Annotated in this window: 20 protein-coding genes and 1 pseudogene; 15 read left to right on the forward strand and 6 right to left on the reverse strand. The window is 63.2% G+C overall.

What is annotated here, in order from left to right; all coding sequences use genetic code 11:
• The first annotated feature begins 63 nt into the window (after nt 1-63).
• From ACTHN9_RS13930 to ACTHN9_RS13945, 4 genes are all read left to right on the forward strand, one after another.
• Complete coding sequence (locus ACTHN9_RS13930) at nt 64-1,671, forward strand: carboxyl transferase domain-containing protein (protein WP_440537348.1); 1,608 nt, start codon at nt 64-66, stop codon at nt 1,669-1,671.
• 36 nt (nt 1,672-1,707) lie between these two features.
• Nucleotides 1,708-2,493 carry an enoyl-CoA hydratase/isomerase family protein gene (locus ACTHN9_RS13935; RefSeq protein ID WP_440537433.1) on the forward strand — a complete coding sequence of 262 codons (786 nt, stop codon included), beginning with the start codon at nt 1,708-1,710 and terminating at the stop codon, nt 2,491-2,493.
• 35 nt (nt 2,494-2,528) lie between these two features.
• Nucleotides 2,529-4,535 carry an acetyl/propionyl/methylcrotonyl-CoA carboxylase subunit alpha gene (locus ACTHN9_RS13940; protein ID WP_440537349.1) on the forward strand — a complete coding sequence of 669 codons (2,007 nt, stop codon included), beginning with the start codon at nt 2,529-2,531 and terminating at the stop codon, nt 4,533-4,535.
• A gap of 178 nt (nt 4,536-4,713) precedes the next feature.
• A complete protein-coding gene (locus tag ACTHN9_RS13945; protein ID WP_440537350.1) occupies nt 4,714-5,688 on the forward strand; it encodes a cysteine synthase A in 975 nt (324 codons plus the stop codon).
• A 10-nt stretch (nt 5,689-5,698) separates the two neighbouring features.
• Here ACTHN9_RS13945 and ACTHN9_RS13950 read toward each other — a convergent pair whose 3' ends face one another.
• The 4 genes from ACTHN9_RS13950 to ACTHN9_RS13965 all read right to left on the reverse strand — a co-directional run bounded on the left by ACTHN9_RS13950 (nt 5,699) and on the right by ACTHN9_RS13965 (nt 8,830).
• Nucleotides 5,699-6,202, reverse strand: a complete 504-nt coding sequence (locus ACTHN9_RS13950) for a hypothetical protein (RefSeq protein ID WP_440537351.1) — start codon at nt 6,200-6,202, stop codon at nt 5,699-5,701.
• Nucleotides 6,199-6,732, reverse strand: coding sequence for a hypothetical protein (locus ACTHN9_RS13955; RefSeq protein ID WP_440537352.1), 534 nt, complete (start codon nt 6,730-6,732; stop codon nt 6,199-6,201). Before ACTHN9_RS13955 ends, ACTHN9_RS13950 begins: the two co-directional genes overlap by 4 nt.
• A 275-nt stretch (nt 6,733-7,007) precedes the next feature.
• A complete protein-coding gene (locus ACTHN9_RS13960) occupies nt 7,008-7,775 on the reverse strand; it encodes a CDP-diacylglycerol diphosphatase (protein ID WP_440537353.1) in 768 nt (255 codons plus the stop codon).
• A gap of 131 nt (nt 7,776-7,906) precedes the next feature.
• On the reverse strand, nt 7,907-8,830 hold the full coding sequence (locus ACTHN9_RS13965) for a TorF family putative porin (RefSeq protein ID WP_440537354.1): 924 nt from the start codon (nt 8,828-8,830) through the stop codon (nt 7,907-7,909).
• Between the two features lie 230 nt (nt 8,831-9,060).
• On the opposite strand from ACTHN9_RS13965, the pseudogene ACTHN9_RS13970 reads away from it, so the two are divergent.
• From ACTHN9_RS13970 to ACTHN9_RS13985, 4 genes and pseudogenes are all read left to right on the forward strand, one after another.
• A pseudogene (locus tag ACTHN9_RS13970) lies at nt 9,061-10,341 on the forward strand (quaternary amine ABC transporter ATP-binding protein); the annotation flags it as partial.
• Nucleotides 10,334-11,242: a choline ABC transporter permease subunit gene (gene choW, locus ACTHN9_RS13975; RefSeq protein WP_440537355.1), complete on the forward strand. Its 909-nt coding sequence runs from the start codon at nt 10,334-10,336 to the stop codon at nt 11,240-11,242. The pseudogene ACTHN9_RS13970 and the gene choW, both read left to right, overlap by 8 nt.
• Before the next feature lie 16 nt (nt 11,243-11,258).
• The gene (locus tag ACTHN9_RS13980) at nt 11,259-12,281 is read left to right on the forward strand and encodes a GlxA family transcriptional regulator (RefSeq protein WP_440537356.1); all 1,023 of its coding nucleotides are present in this window, start codon (nt 11,259-11,261) and stop codon (nt 12,279-12,281) included.
• A gap of 131 nt (nt 12,282-12,412) precedes the next feature.
• Nucleotides 12,413-13,348: a choline ABC transporter substrate-binding protein gene (locus tag ACTHN9_RS13985; RefSeq protein ID WP_440537434.1), complete on the forward strand. Its 936-nt coding sequence runs from the start codon at nt 12,413-12,415 to the stop codon at nt 13,346-13,348.
• A 78-nt stretch (nt 13,349-13,426) separates the two neighbouring features.
• Here the strand turns inward: ACTHN9_RS13985 and ACTHN9_RS13990 are convergent, their stop codons facing one another.
• Entirely contained in the window at nt 13,427-14,617 is a 1,191-nt protein-coding gene (locus ACTHN9_RS13990; RefSeq protein ID WP_440537357.1) for a hypothetical protein, read from the reverse strand.
• Between the two features lie 236 nt (nt 14,618-14,853).
• On the opposite strand from ACTHN9_RS13990, the gene ACTHN9_RS13995 reads away from it, so the two are divergent.
• Nucleotides 14,854-15,168: a BrnA antitoxin family protein gene (locus ACTHN9_RS13995; RefSeq protein WP_440537358.1), complete on the forward strand. Its 315-nt coding sequence runs from the start codon at nt 14,854-14,856 to the stop codon at nt 15,166-15,168.
• A 124-nt stretch (nt 15,169-15,292) separates the two neighbouring features.
• On the opposite strand, the gene ACTHN9_RS14000 is transcribed toward ACTHN9_RS13995, so the two are convergent.
• Entirely contained in the window at nt 15,293-16,363 is a 1,071-nt protein-coding gene (locus tag ACTHN9_RS14000) for a GlxA family transcriptional regulator (RefSeq protein WP_440537359.1), read from the reverse strand.
• A gap of 240 nt (nt 16,364-16,603) precedes the next feature.
• On the opposite strand from ACTHN9_RS14000, the gene ACTHN9_RS14005 reads away from it, so the two are divergent.
• Genes ACTHN9_RS14005 through ACTHN9_RS14030 form a run of 6 tightly spaced genes read left to right on the forward strand, consistent with a single transcriptional unit; the run spans nt 16,604 to nt 23,752 of the window.
• Nucleotides 16,604-17,989, forward strand: a complete 1,386-nt coding sequence (locus ACTHN9_RS14005; RefSeq protein WP_440537360.1) for an L-serine ammonia-lyase — start codon at nt 16,604-16,606, stop codon at nt 17,987-17,989.
• 49 nt (nt 17,990-18,038) lie between these two features.
• Nucleotides 18,039-19,283: a sarcosine oxidase subunit beta family protein gene (locus tag ACTHN9_RS14010; RefSeq protein ID WP_440537361.1), complete on the forward strand. Its 1,245-nt coding sequence runs from the start codon at nt 18,039-18,041 to the stop codon at nt 19,281-19,283.
• Nucleotides 19,284-19,320: 37 nt separating this feature from the next.
• Nucleotides 19,321-19,647 (forward strand): sarcosine oxidase subunit delta, encoded by a 327-nt coding sequence (locus ACTHN9_RS14015; protein ID WP_440537362.1) that lies wholly within the window; start codon nt 19,321-19,323, stop codon nt 19,645-19,647.
• 1 nt (nt 19,648) lies between these two features.
• The gene (locus ACTHN9_RS14020; RefSeq protein WP_440537363.1) at nt 19,649-22,675 is read left to right on the forward strand and encodes a sarcosine oxidase subunit alpha family protein; all 3,027 of its coding nucleotides are present in this window, start codon (nt 19,649-19,651) and stop codon (nt 22,673-22,675) included.
• On the forward strand, nt 22,665-23,291 hold the full coding sequence (locus ACTHN9_RS14025; protein WP_440537364.1) for a sarcosine oxidase subunit gamma: 627 nt from the start codon (nt 22,665-22,667) through the stop codon (nt 23,289-23,291). Before ACTHN9_RS14020 ends, ACTHN9_RS14025 begins: the two co-directional genes overlap by 11 nt.
• Nucleotides 23,288-23,752: a dihydroneopterin aldolase gene (locus ACTHN9_RS14030; protein WP_440537365.1), complete on the forward strand. Its 465-nt coding sequence runs from the start codon at nt 23,288-23,290 to the stop codon at nt 23,750-23,752. Before ACTHN9_RS14025 ends, ACTHN9_RS14030 begins: the two co-directional genes overlap by 4 nt.
• Nucleotides 23,753-23,852 lie beyond the last annotated feature (100 nt).

A 23,852-nucleotide genomic window follows, 5' to 3' on the forward strand; every position in this document is an offset into this window, starting at 1 on the left:
GTGTTCGGCACCGCCACCCGCCACCTTTGAGAACGAACGCCGCGAGATGGAGCATCGAGCCCTATGCCGATCATCGAAAGCAAGTTGAACCCGCGCTCGGACGAGTTCCGAGCGAATGCCGCCGCGCTCGAAGCGCTCGTCGCCGATCTGCGCGCGAAGGTCGCCCACCTCGCCCTCGGCGGCGGACAAGCCGCGCGCGATAAGCACGTTTCCCGCGGCAAGCTGCTGCCGCGCGATCGCATTGCCCAACTGCTCGATCCGGGCACACCGTTCCTCGAGTTCTCGCAGCTCGCGGCGTTCGGGATGTACCACGATGCCGCGCCCGGTGCCGGCGTGATCACGGGTATTGGCCGTATCGCCGGGCAGGAATGCGTGATCGTCTGTAACGACGCGACGGTCAAGGGCGGCACGTACTACCCGATGACGGTCAAGAAGCACGTGCGCGCGCAAGAGATCGCGGCGGAGAACCGGCTGCCTTGCGTATATCTCGTCGATTCGGGTGGCGCCAACCTGCCGAACCAAGACGACGTGTTCCCCGATCGCGATCACTTCGGCCGTATCTTCTACAACCAAGCGAACCTGTCGGCCGCGGGCATCGCTCAGATCGCCGTCGTCATGGGCTCGTGCACGGCCGGCGGCGCTTATGTACCCGCGATGAGCGACGAATCGATTATCGTCAAGAATCAAGGCACGATCTTCTTGGGCGGCCCGCCGCTCGTGAAGGCCGCAACGGGCGAGGAAGTAAGCGCCGAAGATCTCGGCGGCGGCGACGTCCATACGCGGCTGTCCGGCGTGGCCGATCACCTGGCGCAAAACGATCCGCATGCGTTGGCGTTGGCGCGCGGTATCGTCGGCAAACTCAATCGCACGAAGCAAGTGCCGGTGGCCATGCGCGAGGTCAAACCGCCGCGTTACGATGCGCAAAGCGTGTATGGCGTCATTCCCGTCGATACGCGCAAGCCGTTCGATGTGCGCGAAGTGATTGCGCGTATCGTCGACGATTCCGAATTCGACGAATTCAAGGCGCGTTTCGGCACCACGCTCGTGACCGGCTTCGCCCATATTTGGGGACACCCGGTCGGCATCATCGCCAACAACGGCATCTTGTTCTCGGAATCGGCCGTGAAGGGCGCGCATTTCATCGAGCTGTGCTGCCAACGCAAGATTCCGCTCGTGTTTCTGCAGAACATTACGGGCTTCATGGTGGGCCGCAAGTACGAAAACGAAGGCATCGCGCGCAACGGCGCGAAGATGGTGACGGCCGTGGCCACGGCGAAGGTGCCGAAGTTCACCGTCATCATCGGCGGCTCGTTCGGTGCCGGCAATTACGGCATGTGCGGCCGTGCCTATTCGCCGCGTTTCCTCTGGATGTGGCCGAATGCGCGTATTTCGGTGATGGGCGGCGAACAGGCCGCATCGGTCATGGCCACCGTCAAGCGCGACGGGATCGAAGCGAAGGGCGGCACCTGGAGCGCCGAAGAGGAAGAGGCGTTCAAGAAGCCGATTCGCGATCAATACGAACATCAAGGCCACCCGTACTACGCGAGTGCGCGGCTGTGGGATGACGGCGTGATCGATCCGGCGCAAACGCGCGACGTGCTGGGCCTGGGGCTCTCGGCTGCGATGAATGCGCCCATCGAGGACACGCGCTTCGGCGTGTTCCGGATGTAAGGCATCGTGCTTTCAAGGGAGCCGATCACAATGTCTATGCAATACAGCATGCTGGAACTCTCGTTTGCCGGTCACGTGGCCACCGTGACGCTTAATCGGCCCGATGTGCGCAATGCGTTCAACGAGACGACGATCGCCGAGTTGACCGACGCGTTTCGCCAGTTGGAAACGCGCGACGATGTCCGCGCAATCGTGCTGGCCGCCAACGGTCCCGCGTTTTGCGCCGGCGCGGATCTGAATTGGATGAAGAAGATGGCGACGTTCTCCGACGAGGAGAACCGCGTCGACGCTCGGCGCCTGGCCGATATGCTGTCGGCCATCTATCGTTCGACGAAGCCTGTCGTCGCGCGCGTGTCGGGCGACGCTTATGCGGGCGGCGTGGGCTTGGTGGCCGCGAGCGATATCGTCGTTGCCGTGGAGAGTGCGCGCTTTTGTCTGTCGGAAGCCCGCCTCGGCCTCATCGCGGCGACGATCGCGCCGTACGTGGTGCGTGCACTCGGCGAACGGGCATCGCGCCGCTACTTCGTCACGGCCGAGCCGTTCGATTGCGCGACGGCGCAACGCGTTGGGCTCGTGCACGAAAGGGTGGCACCCGACGCGCTCGACGAGACAGTCAAAAGGATCACGGCCGCCTTGTGCGCCAACGGCCCGCACGCCGTGCGCGAATCGAAGCGTCTCGTGCAGGATGTCGCGGGCGAGACGATCGACGAAGCGCTGATCGACGATACCGCGGGCCGCATCGCCCGTATTCGTGCGAGCGAAGAGGGGCGTGAAGGCGTGGCCTCGTTCCTCGAAAAACGTGCGCCGAATTGGCGCGACTGACCGCAACCGACTGCCGCTTCATTGCGAGACTTTCCATGTTCAACAAGATCTTGATTGCGAACCGCGGCGAAATCGCTTGCCGCGTGGCGGCGACGTGTAAGCGGCTCGGCATCGCGAGCGTCGGCGTGTATTCCGATGCCGACGCCAATGCCAAGCACGTCGCGGCCTGCGACGAAGCCGTGCATATCGGCGGCGCGGCGGCGAGCGAAAGCTACCTGAGGATCGAACGGATCATCGATGCCGCCGTGCGCACGGGTGCGCAGGCCGTTCATCCGGGCTACGGATTCCTGTCGGAAAACGAAGATTTCGCGCAGGCATGCGAGGCGGCGGGGCTCGTGTTCATCGGCCCGCCGGTGTCGGCCATTGCCGAGATGGGGTCTAAGGCCGCAGCCAAGGCGCTCATGCATGCGGCCGCGGTGCCGCTCGTGCCCGGCTACCACGGCGACGAACAAGACGCGGAACTGCTTCAGCGCGAAGCCGATGCGATCGGCTATCCCGTGTTGCTCAAGGCGAGCGCGGGCGGTGGCGGCAAGGGCATGCGCGTCGTGGAAAAGAGCGAAGACTTTGCACAAGCGCTCGCTTCGTGCAAGCGCGAAGCGGCGAGCAGCTTCGGCAACGATCGCGTGCTGATCGAAAAGTACCTGACGCGCCCGCGCCACGTCGAAGTGCAGGTATTCGCCGACCGGCATGGCGGCGCGGTGTATCTGTTCGATCGCGATTGCTCGGTGCAGCGTCGTCACCAGAAGGTGCTCGAAGAGGCGCCGGCACCGGGCTTGTCCGACGACGTGCGTCGCGCGATGGGCGAAGCGGCTGTCGCGGCTGCGCGTGCCGTCTCCTATGTCGGGGCCGGTACGGTCGAATTCATCATGACCGACACCGCGTTCTACTTCATGGAGATGAACACGCGGCTGCAAGTCGAGCATCCCGTGACCGAGATGATCACGGGGCAGGATCTCGTCGAGTGGCAATTGCGGGTGGCCTCGGGCGAGCCGCTGCCGTTGCGCCAGAACGAATTGCGTATCGACGGGCATGCGATCGAAGCGCGCGTCTACGCCGAAAACCCGGCGCGCGGATTCTTGCCGTCGACGGGGACGCTCAAATATCTGCGTATGCCGGAAGGCGTCGAGTTCTCGATCGGTTCGCCCTCGCGCGCGCCGGTGCGGATCGATAGCGGCGTACGCGAAGGCGACGCGATCACGCCGTTCTACGACCCGATGATTGCGAAGCTGATCGTGCACGGCGCCAATCGCGAAGAAGCCCTGGCGCGCATGAGCCGCGCATTGCAGGCGTGCGAGGCAGTCGGTCCGCAAACGAACGTGGCGTTCCTGAAGCGCATCGTGCAAAGCAAGCCGTTCGCCACGGCCGACTTGGATACGGGCCTGATCGAACGTCATCATGCGCAGTTGTTCGCGCCGGTCGAAAGACCGTTCAAGGAAGCGCTGGCGCTCGCGTGCGGCGCGTTGTTGACGCGCGAGGGCGGCGCGGCGCATGGCGCATCGCCCTGGGATGCGCTCTCGCATTGGCGTTTGAACGGCAGCTATCGGCAAACGATCGAATGGCGCGATACCGATAACGAGGCGACGTTCAAGGTCGTTTATGCCCGCGAAGGCGAGATGCGTACGCTCGAACACGAGGGGACGGCCGAGGGGTTCGACTGGTGGCGCGGGAGCGAGCCGCATACCTTCGGGGCGCGTCTGGGCGATGCGCGCGTGACGGGGCGTGTGTTCGTCGACGGGGACCTGTTCCACGTGTTTTGCCAAGGCTCGGCGCTCGCGTTCGAATGGCAGAACCTGCTGGCGCACGCGGCCGACGCCGAACATGGCGAAGGGCGCTTGACCGCGCCGATGCCGGGCAAGGTCATCGCGGTGCTCGTCGAACCGGGCGCGATCGTCGAGAAGGGGGCGCCCTTGATCGTGATGGAAGCGATGAAGATGGAACATACGATTGGCGCGCCCGCGGCGGGCAAGGTCGCGCAAGTGCTCTTCGGCGTGGGCGATCAGGTGACCGACGGCGCCCAATTGTTGGTCATGGAAGCGCAGTGAGTCGCACCCGGTAGAGCGTAGCGCCTAGCAACTCGTTCGTAAGCACTATGTAAGCGAGTGCCGGCCGAATTTCGCTGCGGTTTCATGGGGCGATATCGCCGCCGCATCGTATTGCCGTTTGGCCTGGCCTATCCTAGAAGCGATGCAATGGCATCAATGCTTCGAAGAGGAGGGCACGATGGCTCGGTGCGAGGGTTTCGTCGGTGCGATCGGCGGCACGCCGCTCATTCGTCTCGCTCGCCTGAGCGAAGAAACGGGGTGCGAGATATTCGGTAAGGCCGAATTCATGAACCCGGGCGGGTCGGTCAAGGACCGGGCCGCGCTCTACATCGTTCGCGACGCCGAGCGTCGGGGGGTACTTAAGCCTGGCGGCACGGTCGTGGAAGGGACGGCGGGCAATACGGGCATCGGTCTCGCTCATATCTGCGCCGCTCGCGGCTATCGCTGCGTGATCGTGATTCCCGAAACGCAATCGCAGGAAAAAATGGATCTACTGCGGGTGCTCGGTGCCGACGTTCGGCCCGTGCCAGCCAAGCCTTATAAAGATCCCGACAATTACCAGAAAATTGCCGGCAGGCTGGCGGAACAAACCGAAAACGCCATTTGGTCGAATCAGTTCGATAACGTCGCCAATCGCCAGGCGCACTACGAGAGCACCGGGCCGGAGATTTGGCGCGATACCGACGGCAAGATCGATGCATTCGTTTGTGCGACGGGCACGGGCGGAACGCTTGCGGGCGTTTCTCGATATCTGAAGGAGCGTAACCCGGCGATCAAGATCCTATTGGCCGATCCCCGCGGCAGCGGGCTTTATAGCTACGTCAAGACGGGCGAAATCAAGGTGGAGGGCAATTCGATCACGGAGGGCATCGGTTCCAGCCGCGTTACGGCCAATCTCGAAGGCACCGTGATCGACGATGCCGTTCGTATCGACGATCAAACCTGCGTGGCGACGGCCTATCGGCTCTTGCGCGAGGAGGGGCTCTACGTTGGGGGATCGACAGGCATCAACGTGGCGGCCGCTGAGCGCCTGGCCCGCGAGATGGGGCCGGGGCATACGATCGTCACGTTGCTTTGCGACCGGGGCAGCCTGTATTTCGCACGGCTATTCAATCGGGCATGGTTGGCCGAGCGCGGCCTCTCGCCGGATTAGCGCTTGCCCCCTATTGCAGCGTGCCCCAGCGCTCGACGGCCGGCTCGGCCGTCGCCCATTTCCACGCCGAGCCTTGCTGGCAGGCGCTTGCCGTGAACCAGTCGGTCTTCGAATCGGGCTTGTCGCCGTCCACGAACGAGAACGCGAACTCCTTGCAGCTCGCGAGCGCCGTATCGAACGCGCGGATGACGCGCACTTCGCCGTGGCCGTTTTCGATCGGCAAAGTATGCTTGACGCGCCAAGGCTCGGATGCACCGACCGGCAACGTGCCGACGAGCGTTGCGATCGCATTTTGCTGGTCCGCATGCATGCGCAGCATGTAGCGATTGACGGCTTCGTCGGTTGCCGCTTGCACGGCAATGCCCACACCGATGCCGACCGCTGGATTGGCCGTGACGGCACCTGTCGCGACGCCGGCCACGGCACCGCTGGCCGCACCGATCGACGCGCAGCCGCTGATGGCGGCACCCGCGCCGGCGCACAGGAGGGCGGCGAGTAGCGTGCGCGCGCTCATTGCAATGCGCCCCAACGTTGCGTCGCCGGCTCGGCAGAGGCCCACTTCCAAGTGTTGCCGTCGCGGCAGACGGAGGCGACGTAGAACGCGCTGGAAGGCGGCTGATCCTTCGTCGCATCGCGGTCGACGGAGAACACGATTTCCTTACAGTCGAGCGCGCCGGTGCTGATGGTCCGGCTGACGGTCACGCGGCCGTGTTCGTTTTCCTCGATCGGCACCGAGTGCTTGGCCTCCCAAGGGGCAACGGCGCCGACCGCCAGCGGTCCGGCGGCGCTCGCGATCGAATCTTGGGTTTGCCGGTGCACGACGCGTTCGGTGTACTGCACGCCCGCTTTCGCGGCGGCCACGGCGCCCAGACCGATACCCGTCGCGACAGCCGCGTTGCGCGTTACCTTGGCGGCGACCGCGGCACCGGCGATACCGGCCCCTGCCGTCGCGCTCTCGGTGTACAACGAAGCACAGCCGCTCAAGTTGATGATAGCCGCCGCTGCGAACGCGACGAGGGCAAACCGGTGCATGGTGAATTGCATGTTTCTGCCTTTGGCTCTTTCTTTTTGCCTATTACTTATCGCTTATTACTTATTGTCTTCTCGTCGCACAGCATAAAACGCGCCGTCGAGCGAGCGCGTTCGCACGGCCGCACGGCCATGCGGCTGGCCGCGTCGTGCGCGCGTTGCCGCGGCATTTTGCAGCATTGGATTGGGGAATGGCAGAGAAAAAGTGCAAAAAATTGCAAACACGCCTTTCGATGGCGGCAATGGCGCGTAGAAATCCGACCGCGTAGATGAGTGCGCCCGACCCGTTGCTATAGGGTGCCTGCCGCCTCGCATCGATGATCGAGCAATGTTTCCGCCGATCCCGTTCCGCCATCGGTATCGAGGCTGCTGTTCAGCACCAACCAGCCCGCGTCCTTGGCGGACGCGCCGGCGCCCGTCACGAAGATCGTCTGCTCCGCCATGACGTCCGGGCTTGTGCGAGGGCCGGCGACCAGATCGAACGGATTGAAATCGAACGAGGGCCCCGGGATATGCATGATGCGATACCGCGTGCCGTCGATCGTGTCCCAGGTCCACACGTGCGGAGGATCGTTCCGATGCCGCACCAGTGCCCCGGTGGCCTTGGCTTGCACGCAGTCGATGTGGATGTGCAATTGTTCTTGCGAACGGCGCATGGCCGAGTTGATCTCGAGCCCGATTCCATCGTCGGCGAGCGGCGCGCGTTGCGCCTGCTTCAGCGCGGCCTCGACGTAGCCGCGCGCGTTCCAGGCATCGGCCCAGTAGTTCGGTGCATCCGGTGTTAGCAGCACGGGGCTCTCGACGCCCGAGATGCGCTCGGTCGGAATCAAAAGATGCTGGGCGACACCGTTTCGGTCGCGCAGCAGCGCGTAGCGTCCGGGTAGATCGACGGTGGCGCAGACGCCCGTTTTACCTGTCGTGCGAGCAGCCGGTACGCAATCGAGACTGACGATTTGCCAAAGCGCGTTGGGATCGGCGGCGGCGAGTACCGAGCATCCGGCGGCGACGAGCGCGGCGCCGAGCGCGAGAACGAATGAGCGGCGGGGACGTCTAAGCATCATCGATCGAATGCGCGCCAGTGACGAGACGCGGCCATTCTGTCATGAAACGAAAACGAACGGCGTCGAAGGACTCGACGCCGTCCCGGTGCTGCCGTGGCCGACAACGATGCGGCTGTCTCCGAGCCGCGTTAGAACACCTTCGTGATCGTCGCGAAGAACGTCGTCTGCAGCGGATTCGATACGGCGATGTTGCCCGACGAATCGGGCGCGCCCGTCGTGTAACGGTCGTAGACGTTAGTGGCGCCCCACCCCTTCGTCACGGCGCCTGTCAGGGTCCAGCCGCCGTCGAACGTCTTGGACACGGCCACCTTCGCGTCCTGCCAGTTATAGGCCGAGAAGTTCTGCACGCGTTCCCAGCCGTAGTGCAGCAGCAGAGAGAAACCGTGCGTGAGGTCGATGTTCGTATTCAAGTCCAGGTAGCCCGAGCCGCGGCTGTTCTTGCCGCTGCCGATGCCGAGCGATTGGCTGTCGTAGCCGAAATAATTCGGCGTATAGGTCAGCCAATACTTCGCGGTGAACCACTTGTACGTGAGGGCCGTGACGAACTCCCCATAGTTGTAGCTCGTTGCGGCAGCCGACATGCGCGCGCCCGGGTAGACGTAGTAGTAGATCGTGCCGGTGTAAGACAAATCGCCGATCGAGCCGCCGTATCCCCCGTACAGATCCCATTCGACCGTGCCGCCTTCGATGAATTTGCTGCTCACGCTCGAGAGCCAGGTGCCGGCGAACAGCCCGCTCGGATGCGCGTAATCGATGCCGCCTTGAATGGCCGGTTTGCCCCAGCCCTGACGGAAGCCGCGCGAGACGTACTGCGACGCGAGCGTCACGTTGGCCGTGAACGGCGAGGCAGCCGGCGCCGCGCTAGGGGCGCTAGCGGTGGCAGCGGATGCGGAATCGGCGGGCGCCGCGGGCGCGGTGGCTGCCGGGGCGCTTGCGCTGGCGGCATCGGCGGCTTGCGCGAGGGCGGCCGGCGCATGCAGCGATCCGAACAAAAGCGCCGCGCCGCCGAAAGCGGCGGACGATAGGCGTGACAGGGTCTTGCGTGGACTCATGGTGTGCTCCGTCGTCGTTGTAATCGGTCTTTTCGCTTACCCGGATTCCATTCGGGTACGGATCCGGTTGGCTGAGTATTGCCAGCCGATATGCGCGGTGCGCACGCATTTTTGGACGCGAATCTGTCGTTTCGCGACATGCCGGCCGCATGAGAGGATTGCAATCGACGCGTCGGGCCTTATGCTACGGCGCTTGGCCGGCAAACGGCCCGGCACGGCAAGGGGGCCCGTGTCGCATTTTCGCAAGCGTGCGTCGGAATTCGTCGGCTGCGAGGGGATTTTTCTGGCAACCATGTAGGCAGACTGTGCAGGCGTCGGCCTGCCGCAAGGAGACGGAAGAGATGAGTTCACCGAAGGTGATGGTGCAGGGGCTGTGCAAGGTGTTCGGCACGAACCCCAAGCAAGCGCTCGACATGCTGGCTGGCGGCGCGACGAAGGACGAGATATTCGCACGCACGGGCCAAGTCGTCGGCGTGCACGACGTTTCGTTCGACGTTCAGGAAGGCGAAATATTCGTGCTGATGGGGCTGTCGGGCTCCGGTAAATCCACGTTGATTCGCCTGATCAATCGGCTCGTCGATCCGACGGCCGGCAAGGTGCTCATCGATGGGCGCGACATTGTTGCGGCGCGGCGCCGCGAGTTGACCGCCCTGCGTCGAAAAGACATGAGCATGGTGTTTCAGTCGTTCGCGCTCATGCCGCAGCGCACCGTGCTGTCGAATGCCGCCTTCGGTCTCGAAGTCGCCGGCGTCCGGCGCAAGGAGCGCGAGGCCCGCGCGCTGACGGTGCTCGAGCAGGTGGGGCTGGCGCCGTTCGCGCACAAGCTGCCGGCCGAACTATCGGGCGGCATGCAACAGCGGGTCGGTCTCGCTCGCGCGCTGACGGTGAATCCCTCGCTCATGATCATGGACGAAGCGTTCTCGGCGCTCGATCCGCTCAAGCGCAAGGAGATGCAGAACGTGTTGCTGCAACTGCAAAAGGAGCAGCGCCGCACGATCATGTTCGTCTCGCACGATCTCGAGGAAGCGCTGCGGATCGGCAACCGTATCGCGATCATGGAAGGCGGCTGTCTCGTGCAGGTCGGTACGCCACAGGAGATCATCAGCCGCCCGGCGAACGATTACGTGCGGGCCTTCTTCGACGGCGTGGATACGAGCCGCTATCTCACGGCCGGCGATCTCATGCAGATCGATGTCGTGCCGCTCGTTCGCCAGTTCGATGCAGCCGGCGTGGCCGCATCGCTGAACGGCAGCGCCGAGTACGCCTTCGTGCTCGATGCCGCTCGCAAGATCCGCGGCTTCGTGAGCCGCGACGCGCTCGGCAATGGCTCGCCGAGCCTCGCGCAAACCGAATGCATCGCGCGCAGCGCACCGCTCGAGCAAGTGGTCTCGAGCGTCATGGCGCATGCCCGCGCGCTACCTGTCGTGGACGACGACGGCTGCTATTGCGGCTCGGTCGATCGCGCCGTCGTTCTCAAAGCCATTACCCGTACGCGAGGCTCCCATGTCTGAACTCATTCCGCTCGGCACTTGGGTCGATCAATCGGTCCACTATCTGCTCGATCACGACAGCCATGCGTTCGACGTGATCGGTCGGGCCATCGATGGGCTCGCGGGCATGGTCGAACACGGCCTGCAGGCGATCCCGATGTGGGCGATGATGGCGCTATTCATCGCCGTGGGTCTATGGCGGCTCGGTTGGCGGTTCGCGCTGTTCACGACGCTGTCGTTGCTGCTGATCTATGCCACGGGCTTTTGGGATCAAACTGTGATCACGCTCGGCTTGACCCTCTCGTCGACGCTAATCAGTCTCGTCTTCGGCATTCCGCTGGGGATCTGGACCGCCAAGGATAAGCACGTCGCGCTCGTGGTGCGCCCCGTGCTCGACTTGATGCAAACGATGCCGGCCTTCGTCTATTTGATCCCGGCCGCGATGTTGTTCGGCCTCGGGCGCGTGCCGGGGATCTTGTCGACCGTTATTTTCGCGATGCCGCCCGCCGTGCGCTTGACGAGCCTCGGCATTCGCCACGTCAATCGCGAGATTGTCGAAGCGGGGCAGGCATTCGGATGCACGCCGTGGCAACTCCTCTACAAGGTGCAGTTTCCCAATGCGCTGCCCTCGATCATGCAGGGCGTGAACCAGACGATCATGATGGCGCTCTCGATGGTGATCATCGCGTCGATGGTCGGTGCGGGCGGCCTCGGCAACGACGTTCTCGCCAGCATTCAACGGCTCGATATCGGCCTGGGCTTCGAAAGCGGGTTGTCCGTCGTGTTGCTGGCGATCATCCTAGATCGCGTGACGGAAAGCTTTGGCCGGATGCCCGGCACGGCGCCCGCGCAGCGCTTCAAAGGGCTGCGCAGTGTCATGCGGCTGCGCGGCGGTGCGCAGCAACCGATGACGCAAAGCTGACTTTAGCGAGGCACGCATGCAGCCAGCCACTGTGATGCAGCCCGCCAGTGCGACGCAGCCAGTCACTGCGATGCAGCCTGAAATCGCGGCGTCGATGCCCGTGCACTTCGGGTTCTTGACGCTGCCCAACTTCTCGATGATCGCGTTCACGAGCGCGGTCGAAGTGCTGAGGATGACGAACTACGTCAGCCGAGCCACGCACTATCGGTGGTCGGTCGTCTCGGCCGACGGCATCCCGGTGCGGGCCAGCAATGGCGTGACGGTGACGCCGACGCGCACGCTCGAAGAGGTCGGCACGCCCGACGTCCTGGTCGTGTGCGGCGGCACGCAGATCCGCTCGGCGGTGGACTCGCGCGTCAAGACGCTGCTGGCCGATCTGGGCGCGCGTGGGGTGCCGCTCGGTGCGATCTGTACCGGCGCGTATGCCCTCATGAGCGCGGGCTTGCTCGACGACTATCGCTGCACGGTGCATTGGGAGGATATGTCGTCGCTGCACGCGGAATTTCCGCGCGTGAAGTTTCGTGACGAACTCTTCGTCATCGATCGCGATCGATTGACCTGCACGGGCGGGACAGCTCCGCTCGATTTGATGCTGCATCTGGTGGGCGAGCGGCTGGGCCGCAATCTGGCGGCGCAGGTCTCGGCGCAATTCATTCTCGAACGGATCCGTAGCGCGAACGATCATCAACCGATTCCCGTGGACGCGCGGATCGGCTTCTCGCGCGCCGAGCTGATCGAGGTCGTGCGGCTGATGGAAGCAAACATCGAGGAGCCGCTTTCGCTCGAAGAATTGGCCCGGCTCGTGAGGCTATCGCAGCGGCATCTGCAACGGATGTTCAAGGTGTATTTGGACGTATCGCCCACGCATTACTACCTCTCGTTGCGCTTGCGGCGCGCGCGCGATTTGTTGCGTACGACCGATGCGTCGATCGCGTGCGTGACCTCGGTGTGCGGCTTTCAATCGCCGTGTCATTTCAGCAAGGCGTATCGCGCGCAGTTCGGCTATGCGCCGAGCCGGGAACGCCGGCAAGCCAATTGAGCGGTTAGGGGCGCTTGGTTTCAGCGTTGTAGAAGATTGTTTAGGAGTCCTTGCAATACGTCGAAGTTCCCGAAACGGCGAAGAGCCGACATAATTGTGCGATTGAGGAGAGTCTAATGAACCGACGCTTGATGAAGGCCGGCTGGGTGGCGGCCGCCGCGGCTTTACTGACGACGAGCGCCTATGCGGCGGATCCGGCCGCATGTCGAAACGTTCGCTTTGCCGATGTCGGTTGGACGGACATCGCGGCCACGACCGGGCTCGCATCGGCCGTGTTCGAGGGTTTGGGCTACAACCCGACGAAGACGATCGCATCGGTGCCGATCACGTTCGCGGGCATCAAGAGCAAGCATATCGACGTCTTTCTCGGCTATTGGTCGCCCACGATGGATCCGATGATCGATCCGTTCGTCAAGGCGAAGCAAATCGAAGTGTTGGCGGCGCCGAATCTGACCGGCGCGAAATACACGTTGGCGGTGCCGGATTATGTTTACAACGGCGGCCTCAAATCGTTTGCGGATATCCAGAAGTACGCCGATAAGCTGGGCGGCCGCATCTATGGGATCGAGCCCGGCAACGACGGTAACGCGTTGATCAAGAAGATGATCGACGGCAATCAGTTCGGTCTCGGCAAGTTCAAGCTCGTGGAGTCGAGCGAAGCGGGCATGCTGGTGCAGGTGAACAAGGCGGTTCGCGAGAAGCAGTGGATCGTGTTCCTCGGATGGGAGCCGCATCCGATGAACGTGCAAATGAAGATCGACTACCTGAGCGGCGGCGACGACGTGTTCGGGCCGAACTATGGCGAGGCGAAGGTCTTCACGGCAACGCCGCCCGATTATGCCGCGCGTTGTCCGAATGCGGCGAAGCTCGTGTCCAACTTGCATTTCACGACGGATATCGAAAACCACGTGATGGTGCCGATTATGGACAAGCAAGACCCGAACAAGGCGGCTACCGCGTGGCTGAAGAAGAACCCGCAGGTGCTCGATAAGTGGCTGGCGGGTGTGACGACGCTCGACGGCAAGGATGGCTTGACGGCGGTGAAGTCGTATATCGCAACGCATTGAGGCGATTGTCCACCCCGGGAGGGGCGGACGATGGGCGCGGCGAGGCCACGGGGCGGTTGCACCGTATCCCCGCGCGGCCTACGGTGTTTCGTGAGCGGGCGCTTCGTCCGCCGCGGGCGAATTTGCGACCTGCGAGCCTAACTGCCTGATATCCGTCACGTTCTTGTAACCCGTCATCAGAATGAAGCCTCTCCCGTCGGCCGGGTTCTGTGCGCAACTGGCCGTGATCACGGCTGCGGGGCCCGCCGGCACGATTGCGACAACCGTGCTGTCGGTCACGGGGTTGCCGTTGTCGTAGTCGATGGTCGTCTGCTCGGCTGGGACGACGGCAAAGTAGCCGTGGCCGTCCCCGTTTTTTAGCAACTGCGTGCCGCCGATAGCCAGTTTGCCGTCGGCGAGTTCCGCTATGCACGCGAGCTTCGACTGCTTGCATAGTCGAATCGACGGCAGGTTTCCACGCCCGTCGATCTTGCATAACCATTGTCCTATCGCAATGACGAACTTTCCGTCCGCCTTTGTTTGAATTAAACCGCAACGTTTGATGGGGAGTTCGATTTCGGTGGCGTATAGTTTCGCCCACACCAATGAGCCATCTGAATTTAGACGCATGGCGGAGATTTTGGCGCGAGCGACGCCAACATTGGGATCGCCATAGCCCGCGCATATAAAGCCTCCATCTTCGGTGGGCACGATGGCGTACATTGTCCTGCCGGCGTAGGTTTTATTCCATTGAACAGCCCAACGTATCTTCGCGTCTTTAGCGAATTTCACGACTTGGGTTCCGCCACTTGCGCAAGACAGTCCTACAACCGCGAAACCTCCGTCGAGCGTGGCGGTCACGGCGCAACCCAGGTAGCCGGGAATCGACCGCTCCCATGTTATCTCCAATGTGTCTGCGCTGAGCTGGGCAACCCATATGTCCGGCTCCGTGCTCGTCAGTGCCGAGCGAGCCTGGCCGACGGCGATGAGATTTCCGTCCGCAAGCTCGGTTACCCCGACCAGTTCCCGGTCGTATCGAGCGGCATAAATTTTCGACAGGCATTGCCCGTCCTCGAAGAACTTGAGTGCCAGTGCACTCTCAGTGACGCCGGCACGCAGGTCCTGTATGTGCCCGACCACCACAAGAGTGCCGTCCTTCGCCTTCAGCCCATCGCATGCCACCGGAGAGAGTTGATCGGCAGGCATGATTTGCGAGCCGGCTTCGGGAAACGTACCGCTGCTGAAGATCTGCGCCATGTTCGGATTGCTTTTTAAAGGTGGGGCGTACATAGGGTGGCTAGCGTTCGGCCGTTTCAGCAGCGAGGGTGATTCGAAGATCGGCACCCGGGAGCTACCGCAAAGACCTCTTAGAAATCTTCGCGAAAACTATGCGGTCTAGGCGCACCGTAATCAAGCCGCACCGCCCATATGCTGGGTCATGGGTGGCCGAGCGAATCTGCCTCGCACGTCTGCTGGTCTGCGTGCTCCCCAACGCGCTCTAGACAACCGTAGAGAGGTTCAACGCTATGAGCAGCAAACGTAAGTTCGTCTATCCGACGGACGAGGAAGACGCAGCGATCCGGCGCGGTATCGCTGCAGATCCGGATACACGAGAGTTAAGCGACGAGGAGTTCAAGCGGTTGCGCCCATTCGAGGAAGTCATGGCCAAGCGCCGCGCGGGTCGTCCACCCTTAGAAAGCCCCAAAGAACAGGTCAGCATCCGCTATGACGCAGATATCTTGGAGGCGTTTCGCGCCACGGGCGATGGCTGGCAAACGCGTATGAATGCTGCGCTGAGGGTATACCTGTCGGAGCATCCTCTACGGAGAGCACCCCGATAGCCGCGAGGCGCTAACGGGGGGGAAAGCGCGTTGCTCGGGCACTGACGTTGTTCGACACGGTACCGCGTTGCGTCGGCAAGCCACGGCGGTGTGCTCGGTGGACTTCATTGCACACTACCCAACCTCAAGACATCGCCCCCGACGCCAAGAAATACGCCTCGCACGCCTGCTCGTCCGCCGCATTGCCCGCGCGCTGCTCGCGAAACGCCACGGGCGGCATCCCATACTGCTTGCGGAACTCGCGCCCCAAATGCGAGGCATCGGAAAAGCCGCAACTCGATGCGATATCGGCCACGGATCGGTCGGAACTCGTCAGCAGCCAAGCCGCCGTGCGCAGCCGCACGTGCTTGGCGAACGTCTGCGGCGATTTGCCCGTCTGCGCCTTGAAAAGCCGCTCCAATTGACGCGGCGATAAGTCGAGCTTACCGGCCAATTCTTCGAGCGTCAGCGCACGCCCCAGATGCTGCTCCATCAGCAAGATCGCGCGCTTGATCTTCGGATGCGTGGCGGGCTCCAGCCCCGGTGGGTGAGGCTGCGGGGCGTTGCCGCCCTGCATCTCTCCCACGAGCAGGATACGCAGCGCCTTTTGCACCGTCGCGTGATCGAAATGCCGCAGCAAAATCGCCGCGGCCACGTCGATCGAAGCGCGCCCGCCCGAACACGTAATGCGCCGACGATCGATTACGAACAGCCGATCGGCCACCAGCATCTGCGCGTCGGCGGCCGGGAAGCGCTCGATGAAATCCCAATAGTGAAACCAACTGACGCATACGCGGTGGCCCTCGAGCACCCCCGCCCGCATGAGCGTAAACACCCCCGTACAAATACCGACCACGGTCGCGCCGTTGCTCGCCGCGCGACGAATGAACGCGAGCGTCTCGTCGTCGGCCTGCGGGCCCGAATGCAGGAGCCCGCCTACCACCACCACGTAATCGAACGGCTCGGCCTCGTCGAACGTTTCCCAAGGCGTGACTTGGATGCCGCAACTGGCCCGGACCGGTGCGAGCGTCTTGCCCACGACGCTCCAAGCACAACGCACGGGCTTGCTGAAATCGCTGTCGTCGGCCGAGAGCCGCAACATGTCGACGAAACCCGAAAACGCCGTCAGCGTGAAATTGGGCAGCAGCAAAATCCCGAAGCGAATGCGCTCTCGGGAGGGGGTGGAAACGAGCGGTGACGGATCGACGGCGTTCATGCGAGTGAGGAATGGGGGACGCAGCGGCAGGCCCGCCCAGCGTCGCCGATTGCGCCGCTCGGCGTTTGTGGTTTTCCGTCATCGATCATCGTCGAAGCGCACGCACCGGCGTGCCGCAACGGCAATTGGCGATGGCATCCCACAGCGATGCCGTTTTTGTTCTATCGGTGGATTTTACGCTTTGGTGTACTTGCGTCCATAGCGCATTCCAACTTTCGAACTCAACGCGAGGCAGTCCCCATGAACGTCAGCGTCTTCGATCTGTTCAAGATCGGCATCGGTCCGTCGAGCTCGCATACGGTCGGGCCGATGATCGCCGCATGCCGTTTCGTTTCCCATGTCGAAGACGCCAATCTGCTCGCCTATGTGCGTCGCGTCAAAGTCGAACTCTATGGCTCGCTTGGCGCCACGGGCAAGGGCCACGGCACCGATAAAGCGGTTTTGCTCGGCCTCGAAGGCCATCTCCCCGATTCCATCGACCCCGATCTGATCGAGCCGCGCTTGGCGGCGATTCGATCCGACAAATGCCTGCGTTTGATGGGCAGCACCGACATCCGTTTCGACGAAAAGGACGATCTCTCGTTCTACCGCCGGATGATGAGCGGCACGAGCGTGGTCCACCCGAACGGCATGCGTTTTCAAGCTTTCGACGAAAACGGTCAACTGCTCGTCGAGAAAGAGTATTACTCGGTGGGCGGCGGCTTCGTCGTGAACCGCGACGGCGATCGCGTGAACGGCGTTCGCGCCGGTGCCGAGGTGCCATATCCGTTCCGCACGGGCGCCGATTTGCTGCGCGCGTGCGCGGACAGCGGCCTGTCGATCGCTCGCGTCGCTTTCGAAAACGAATGCGCATCGCGTTCCCCGGCCGAAGTGCGCGAAGGCTTGCTGGCGATCTGGCGAACGATGGCCGCGTGCGTCGAGCGCGGTTGCCGCACCGAGGGCGAGCTGCCGGGGCCGATGCGCGTCAAGCGCCGGGCAGCCGAACTTTCCAAGAACCTGCGTGCGCGCTCGGAAGAATCGCTGCGCGACCCGTTGTCGATGCTCGATTGGGTCAACCTTTACGCGATGGCCGTCAACGAAGAGAACGCCGCGGGCGGACGCGTGGTGACCGCGCCGACGAACGGCGCGGCCGGTGTCATTCCCGCCGTGCTGCATTACTACGTCAAGTTCGTGCCCGGCGCGAACGACGACGGCATCGTCGATTTTCTGCTGACGGCCGCCGCGATCGGCATCATCTACAAAGAAACCGCTTCGATCTCGGGCGCCGAAGTGGGCTGCCAGGGCGAGGTGGGCGTGGCGTGCTCGATGGCCGCCGCGGCGCTCGCAGCCGTCATGGGGGGCACGCCCCGGCAGGTGGAGAACGCCGCCGAGATCGGCATGGAGCACAACCTCGGCATGACGTGCGATCCCGTCGGCGGGCTCGTGCAAATTCCCTGCATCGAGCGCAACGCGATGGGTGCGATCAAGGCGCTGAACGCATCGCGCATGGCGCTCAAAGGCGACGGCCAACACTACGTTTCGCTCGATTCGGTCATCAAGACGATGCGCGAGACGGGCGCCGATATGAAGACCAAATACAAGGAGACGTCGCGCGGCGGGTTGGCCGTGAACGTCATCGAATGCTGAATCGAGCTAACCCAAAGTCAAGGCCAATCTTTCCTTCGAGACCACCGCTATGAGCCGCTTTTCGATATTCAGTCTGGTACGCAACGGATTGTCGTACCACGAGAACTGGGAGCGTCAATGGCGCAGCCCGGAACCCAAACGCGAGTACGACGTCGTCATCGTCGGCGGTGGGGGGCATGGCCTTGCCACAGCCTATTACTTGGCGAAGGAGCACGGCGTGCGCAACATCGCCGTGCTCGAGAAAGGATGGATCGGGGGCGGCAATACGGCGCGCAACACCACGATCATTCGCTCGAATTATCTGTGGGACGAATCGGCGGCGCTGTACGAAAAAGCGATGAAGCTGTGGGAAGGGCTCTCGCAAGACGTCAACTACAACGTCATGTTCAGCCAGCGCGGCGTGATGAATCTCGCCCACACGCTGCAAGACGTGCGCGATACGATGCGGCGCGTCAACGCGAACCGGCTCAACGGCGTCGATGCCGAATTCCTCACGCCCGAGCAGATCAAGGAAATCGAGCCGACGATCAACCTCAACGCCCGTTACCCCGTGCTCGGCGCGTCGTTCCAGCGGCGCGGCGGCGTGGCCCGCCACGATGCGGTGGCCTGGGGCTTTGCGCGCGGCGCGGACGCCCACGGCGTGGACATCATCCAAAACTGCCAGGTCACCGGCATTCGCCGCGAGGGCGGCGCCGTGGTTGGCGTCGACACGGTGAAGGGATTCATCAAAGCGAAGAAAGTCGCGGTCGTGGCCGCGGGCAATACGACCACCCTGGCCGATATGGCCGGCGTGCGTCTGCCGCTCGAAAGCCATCCGCTGCAGGCGCTCGTCTCCGAGCCGATCAAGCCCGTCGTGAATACCGTGGTGATGTCCAACGCGGTGCACGCCTATATCAGTCAGTCCGACAAGGGCGATTTGGTGATCGGCGCGGGTATCGATCAATACACGGGTTTCGGCCAACGCGGCAGCTTCCACGTGATCGAGGGCACGCTGCAGGCCATCGTCGAAATGTTCCCGGTGTTCTCGCGCGTACGGATGAACCGGCAGTGGGGCGGCATCGTCGACGTTTCGCCCGACGCCTGCCCGATCATCAGCAAAACCGACGTGAAGGGCTTGTACTTCAACTGCGGATGGGGCACGGGCGGATTCAAGGCGACGCCCGGCTCGGGCTGGGTGTTCGCGCACACGATCGCGAACGATGCACCGCATCCGCTCAATGCGCCTTTCTCGCTGGACCGCTTCTACACGGGCCATCTGATCGACGAGCACGGCGCCGCTGCCGTTGCGCACTAAAACACGCTGTGTGGCCTATTGGATACCGGAGACTGACATGCTGTTGATCGAATGCCCGTGGTGCGGGCCGCGCGCCGAAAGCGAATTTTCCTGTGGCGGGGAGGCCGACATCGCTCGCCCGCTCGAGCCCGAAAAACTGAGCGACCGAGAGTGGGGCGATTACCTCTTCATGCGTAAGAATCCGCGCGGCGTGCATCGCGAGCAGTGGTTGCATACGCAAGGATGCCGTCGCTGGTTCATGGCGACGCGCGATACGGTGTCGTACGCGATCCAAAGCTACGAAACGTTCGGAGGCGCCGCGGCGCCGGGTGCGGGCGATGCGAAGGCAGCCGACGCCCGCAAGAATACGCAAGGGGGCAAGTGAAATGAGCAATCAAAAAGATCGCCTGAGCGCGGGCGGGCGGATCAATCGGGCGATTCCGCTCACGTTCACGTTCAACGGCCGCACGTATCAAGGCTATCAAGGCGACACGCTCGCCTCGGCGCTGCTCGCCAATGGCGTGCGTTTCGTGGCGCGAAGCTGGAAGTATCACCGGCCGCGTGGCGTGATGACGGCCGGCGTCGAAGAGCCGAACGCAATCGTTCAGCTCGAAAGCGGCGCCTATACCGTGCCGAACGCGCGCGCGACCGAAATCGAGTTATATCAGGGGCTCGTCGCGAGGAGCGTGAATGCGGAGCCTTCGCTCGAGAACGATCGGCTCGCGATCAACCAAAAGATCGCTCGCTTCATCCCTGCCGGGTTCTACTACAAGACCTTCATGTGGCCGCGCAAATGGTGGCCGAAGTACGAGGAGAAAATTCGCGAGGCCGCCGGTCTCGGTAAAGCACCCGACACGCGCGATGCCGATCGCTACGATAAGTGCTTCGCGCATTGCGACGTGCTCGTGGTGGGCGGCGGCCCCGCCGGGCTCGCAGCGGCCCATGCGGCCGGCAGCGCCGGTGCACGCGTGATCCTCGTCGACGATCAGCGCGAATTGGGCGGCTCTCTGCTCTCGTGCCGCGCACAGATCGACGGCAAGAGCGCCATGCAATGGGTGGAGAAGATCGAGCATGCGCTGTCGCAGATGCCGGACGTCAAGATTTTGTCGCGTAGCACGGCGTTCGGCTATCAAGACCACAACCTCGTGACCGTCGTGCAGCGCTTGACCGATCATCTGCCGGTATCGATGCGAAAGGGCACGCGCGAACTGGTTTGGAAGGTACGGGCCAAGCGCGTGATCCTGGCTACCGGCGCGCACGAGCGGCCGCTCGTGTTCGGCAACAACGATCTGCCCGGGATCATGTTGGCCTCGGCCGTGTCGACCTATATCCAGCGTTACGGCGTGCTGCCGGGACGCGAAGCGGTCGTGTTCACGAACAACGACGACGGCTACCAAAGCGCGCTCGATCTGAAGGCCTGCGGCGCGAAGGTGACCGTCGTCGATCCGCGCGCGCAGAGCGAAGGATCGTTGCCCGCCGCCGCGCGACGCCATGGTGTCGTCGTGATGAACGGTGCCGTGATCAACGAGGCGCGGGGCAAGTGGCGCGTGTCGTCGGTCGAAGTCGCATCGTTTGCGGGCGGCACGGTCGGCTCGCACGTCGCCACGTTGCCCTGCGATCTGGTGTCGATGTCGGGCGGGTGGAGCCCGGTGCTGCACCTGTTCGCGCAATCGGGCGGCAAGGCGCATTGGCACGACGAGAAAGCGTGCTTCGTCCCGGGCAAGGGCATGCAGCCCGAGGTGAGCATAGGCGCCGCGGCCGGCGAGTTCAGCTTGGCGCGCGGGCTGCGTTTGGCACTCGACGCCGGCATAGAGGCCGCGCATTCGCTGGGGTTGAAGGCGGTATCGCGGCCCGCCTCGCCCCAGGTCGCCGACATCAAGGAATCGCCCATCTTGCCGCTGTGGCTGGTTGGGACGCGCGAAACCGCCGCTCGCGGGCCGAAGCAGTTCGTCGATTTCCAAAACGACGTGTCGGCGGCGGATATCTTGCTCGCCGCTCGCGAAGGCTTCGAATCGGTCGAGCACGTCAAGCGCTACACGGCGATGGGTTTCGGCACCGATCAAGGCAAGCTCGGCAACATCAACGGCATGGCGATTCTTGCGCAGGCGCTGGGCAAGAGCATCCCGGAGACGGGCACGACGACATTCCGTCCCAACTACACGCCGGTGACCTTCGGTGCGATCGCGGGCCGCGAGATCGGCGATTTCATCGATCCGATTCGCAAGACTTGCATCCACGAGTGGCATGTCCAGCATGGCGCGTTGTTCGAGGACGTGGGCAACTGGAAGCGTCCTTGGTACTTCCCGAAGCCGGGCGAGGACTTGCACGCGGCCGTTGCGCGCGAGTGTTTGGCGGTGCGTACGAGCGTCGGCATCATGGATGCCTCCACGCTCGGCAAGATCGACGTTCAAGGTCCCGATGCGGCCAAGCTGCTGAATTGGGTTTATACGAACCCGTGGTCGAAGCTCGAAGTCGGCAAGTGCCGCTATGGGCTCATGCTCGACGAGAACGGCATGGTGTTCGACGACGGCGTGACGGTGCGCCTCGGGGAGCAGCACTATTTGATGTCGACGACATCGGGTGGGGCGGCGCGCGTGCTGACTTGGCTCGAGCGTTGGGTGCAGACGGAATGGCCCGATATGAAGGTGCGGATGACGTCCGTGACCGATCATTTCGCGACGTTCGCCGTCGTGGGCCCGAATAGCCGCAAGGTGTTGCGCAAGGTTTGCCGCGACATCGATGTATCGAACGAGGCGTTCCCGTTCATGACGTTCCGGGAAGGGACCGTGGCCGGCGTACCCGCACGCGTGATGCGGATCAGCTTCTCGGGCGAATTGGCTTACGAAGTGAACGTGCCGGCCAATGCGGGACGCGCGGTTTGGGAAGCGCTGATGGCCGCCGGCGAGGAGTTCGACATCACGCCGTACGGCACCGAAACGATGCACGTGTTGCGGGCGGAAAAGGGCTACATCATTGTCGGCCAGGATACGGACGGTTCGATGACGCCCTTCGATCTCGGCATGGGCGGGCTCGTCGCGAAGACGAAGGATTGCTTGGGCAAACGTTCGCTGACGCGCTCGGATACGGCGAAGGAAGGACGCAAGCAATTGGTCGGGCTGCTGACCGACGACCCATCGTATGTCTTGCCCGAAGGCAGCCAGATTCTCGTGCATGGCGTAAGCGGTCCGGCTGCGAATCAAGTGGCCGATCGCCCGCTGCCCATGCTCGGTCATGTCACGTCGAGCTACTACAGTCCGATTTTGAAGCGGTCGATCGCGATGGCGGTGGTCAAAGGCGGGCTCGGCAAGATGGGCGAGAAGGTATCGGTGGATCTGAACGGCAAATCGATGGCGGCGACGATCGCCAGCCCCGTTTTCTACGACGTCGAAGGAGTGCGTCAGCATGTGGAATGAGAATAGAAGCAGTGCGGCAGTGGCCGGGACGGGTGTGCTCTTCGAATCGCCGCTCGTCGGCGCTCAAGCGTTGCTCGATGCGAGCCAGGCGCAGCAATCGAAGCTGTTTCGCCTGCGCGAACGGCCGTTCCTCGAACTCGTGAACGTACGCGGCGAAGCGGGCGACGGCGCATTCATCGCCGCTGTCGAGAGCGTGATCGGGGCACGCTTGCCTGCTCAGCCCAACACCGTCGTGCAAGGCAGCGAGCACAATGCACTGTGGCTCGGTCCCGACGAATGGCTCGTGCGGTCGAACGAGGCGCGCAAGCCGGAGCTCGAAGGCAAGTTGCGCACGGCATTGGGCGCGTTGTTCGCGTCGGTGGTCGACGTAGGCAGCGGCTATACGGTCCTCGAAGCGAGCGGCGAACGTGTGCGCGACGTCATCTCGCGCGGGTGCCCGCTCGATCTGCATCCGAAACTGCTGCGGCGCGGGCAGTGCGTGCAAAGCCACTACTTCAAGGCCTCGATCGTGCTGGTGCCGATGGCCGACGATGCCTTCGATATCATCGTGCGGCGCAGCTTCGCCGATTATTTCTGCCGCATCATGCTCGACGCTGCCGCGCCGATCGTATCGTGAAGCCCGCCGAACCGTTTGCCGTCCGCGACGCGTTATGGCGTCCGACTGCGCTGCCATCCGGGCGCAGCGGGCGCGGGTGGTCGGTGTTCGTCGATGGGCTCGAAGCGCTTACGCGCGTGGGCATCCACGCGCATGAGCAGGCGGCGCCGCAGCCCGTGGTGATCGATGCCCGCCTCGTCTATCGAACGACACCCGCCGAAACGGGCGAGCATCAATGGATCGACTACGAGCAATATTGCGAGCGGTTGACGCAGTTTTTGGAAACGAAGCCGCATACGCGGCTGCTCGAGACGCTGGCGGTCGAACTGGCGGTGCTGTCGTTCGAGCAATGGGGGGCGCTCGATACCGTTACGCTCGTGCTGCACAAGCCGAAGATTCGACCGGGGACCCAGCGGATCGGCATCGAACTCGAATGGGGCCGGGGGGATTACGAGGCGTATAGCGCTCGCCAGCCTCAATAGAGCACCACTACCTGATGCCGCTCATATCCACGCCCAAATAGGGGCCCGCTTCCATCCATTCATCGTGTGCGTGCTTCGTGGTGCCGCGGGCATACCCGGA

This window comes from Trinickia sp., assembly GCF_051953405.1.
Lineage (GTDB): Bacteria > Pseudomonadota > Gammaproteobacteria > Burkholderiales > Burkholderiaceae > Trinickia.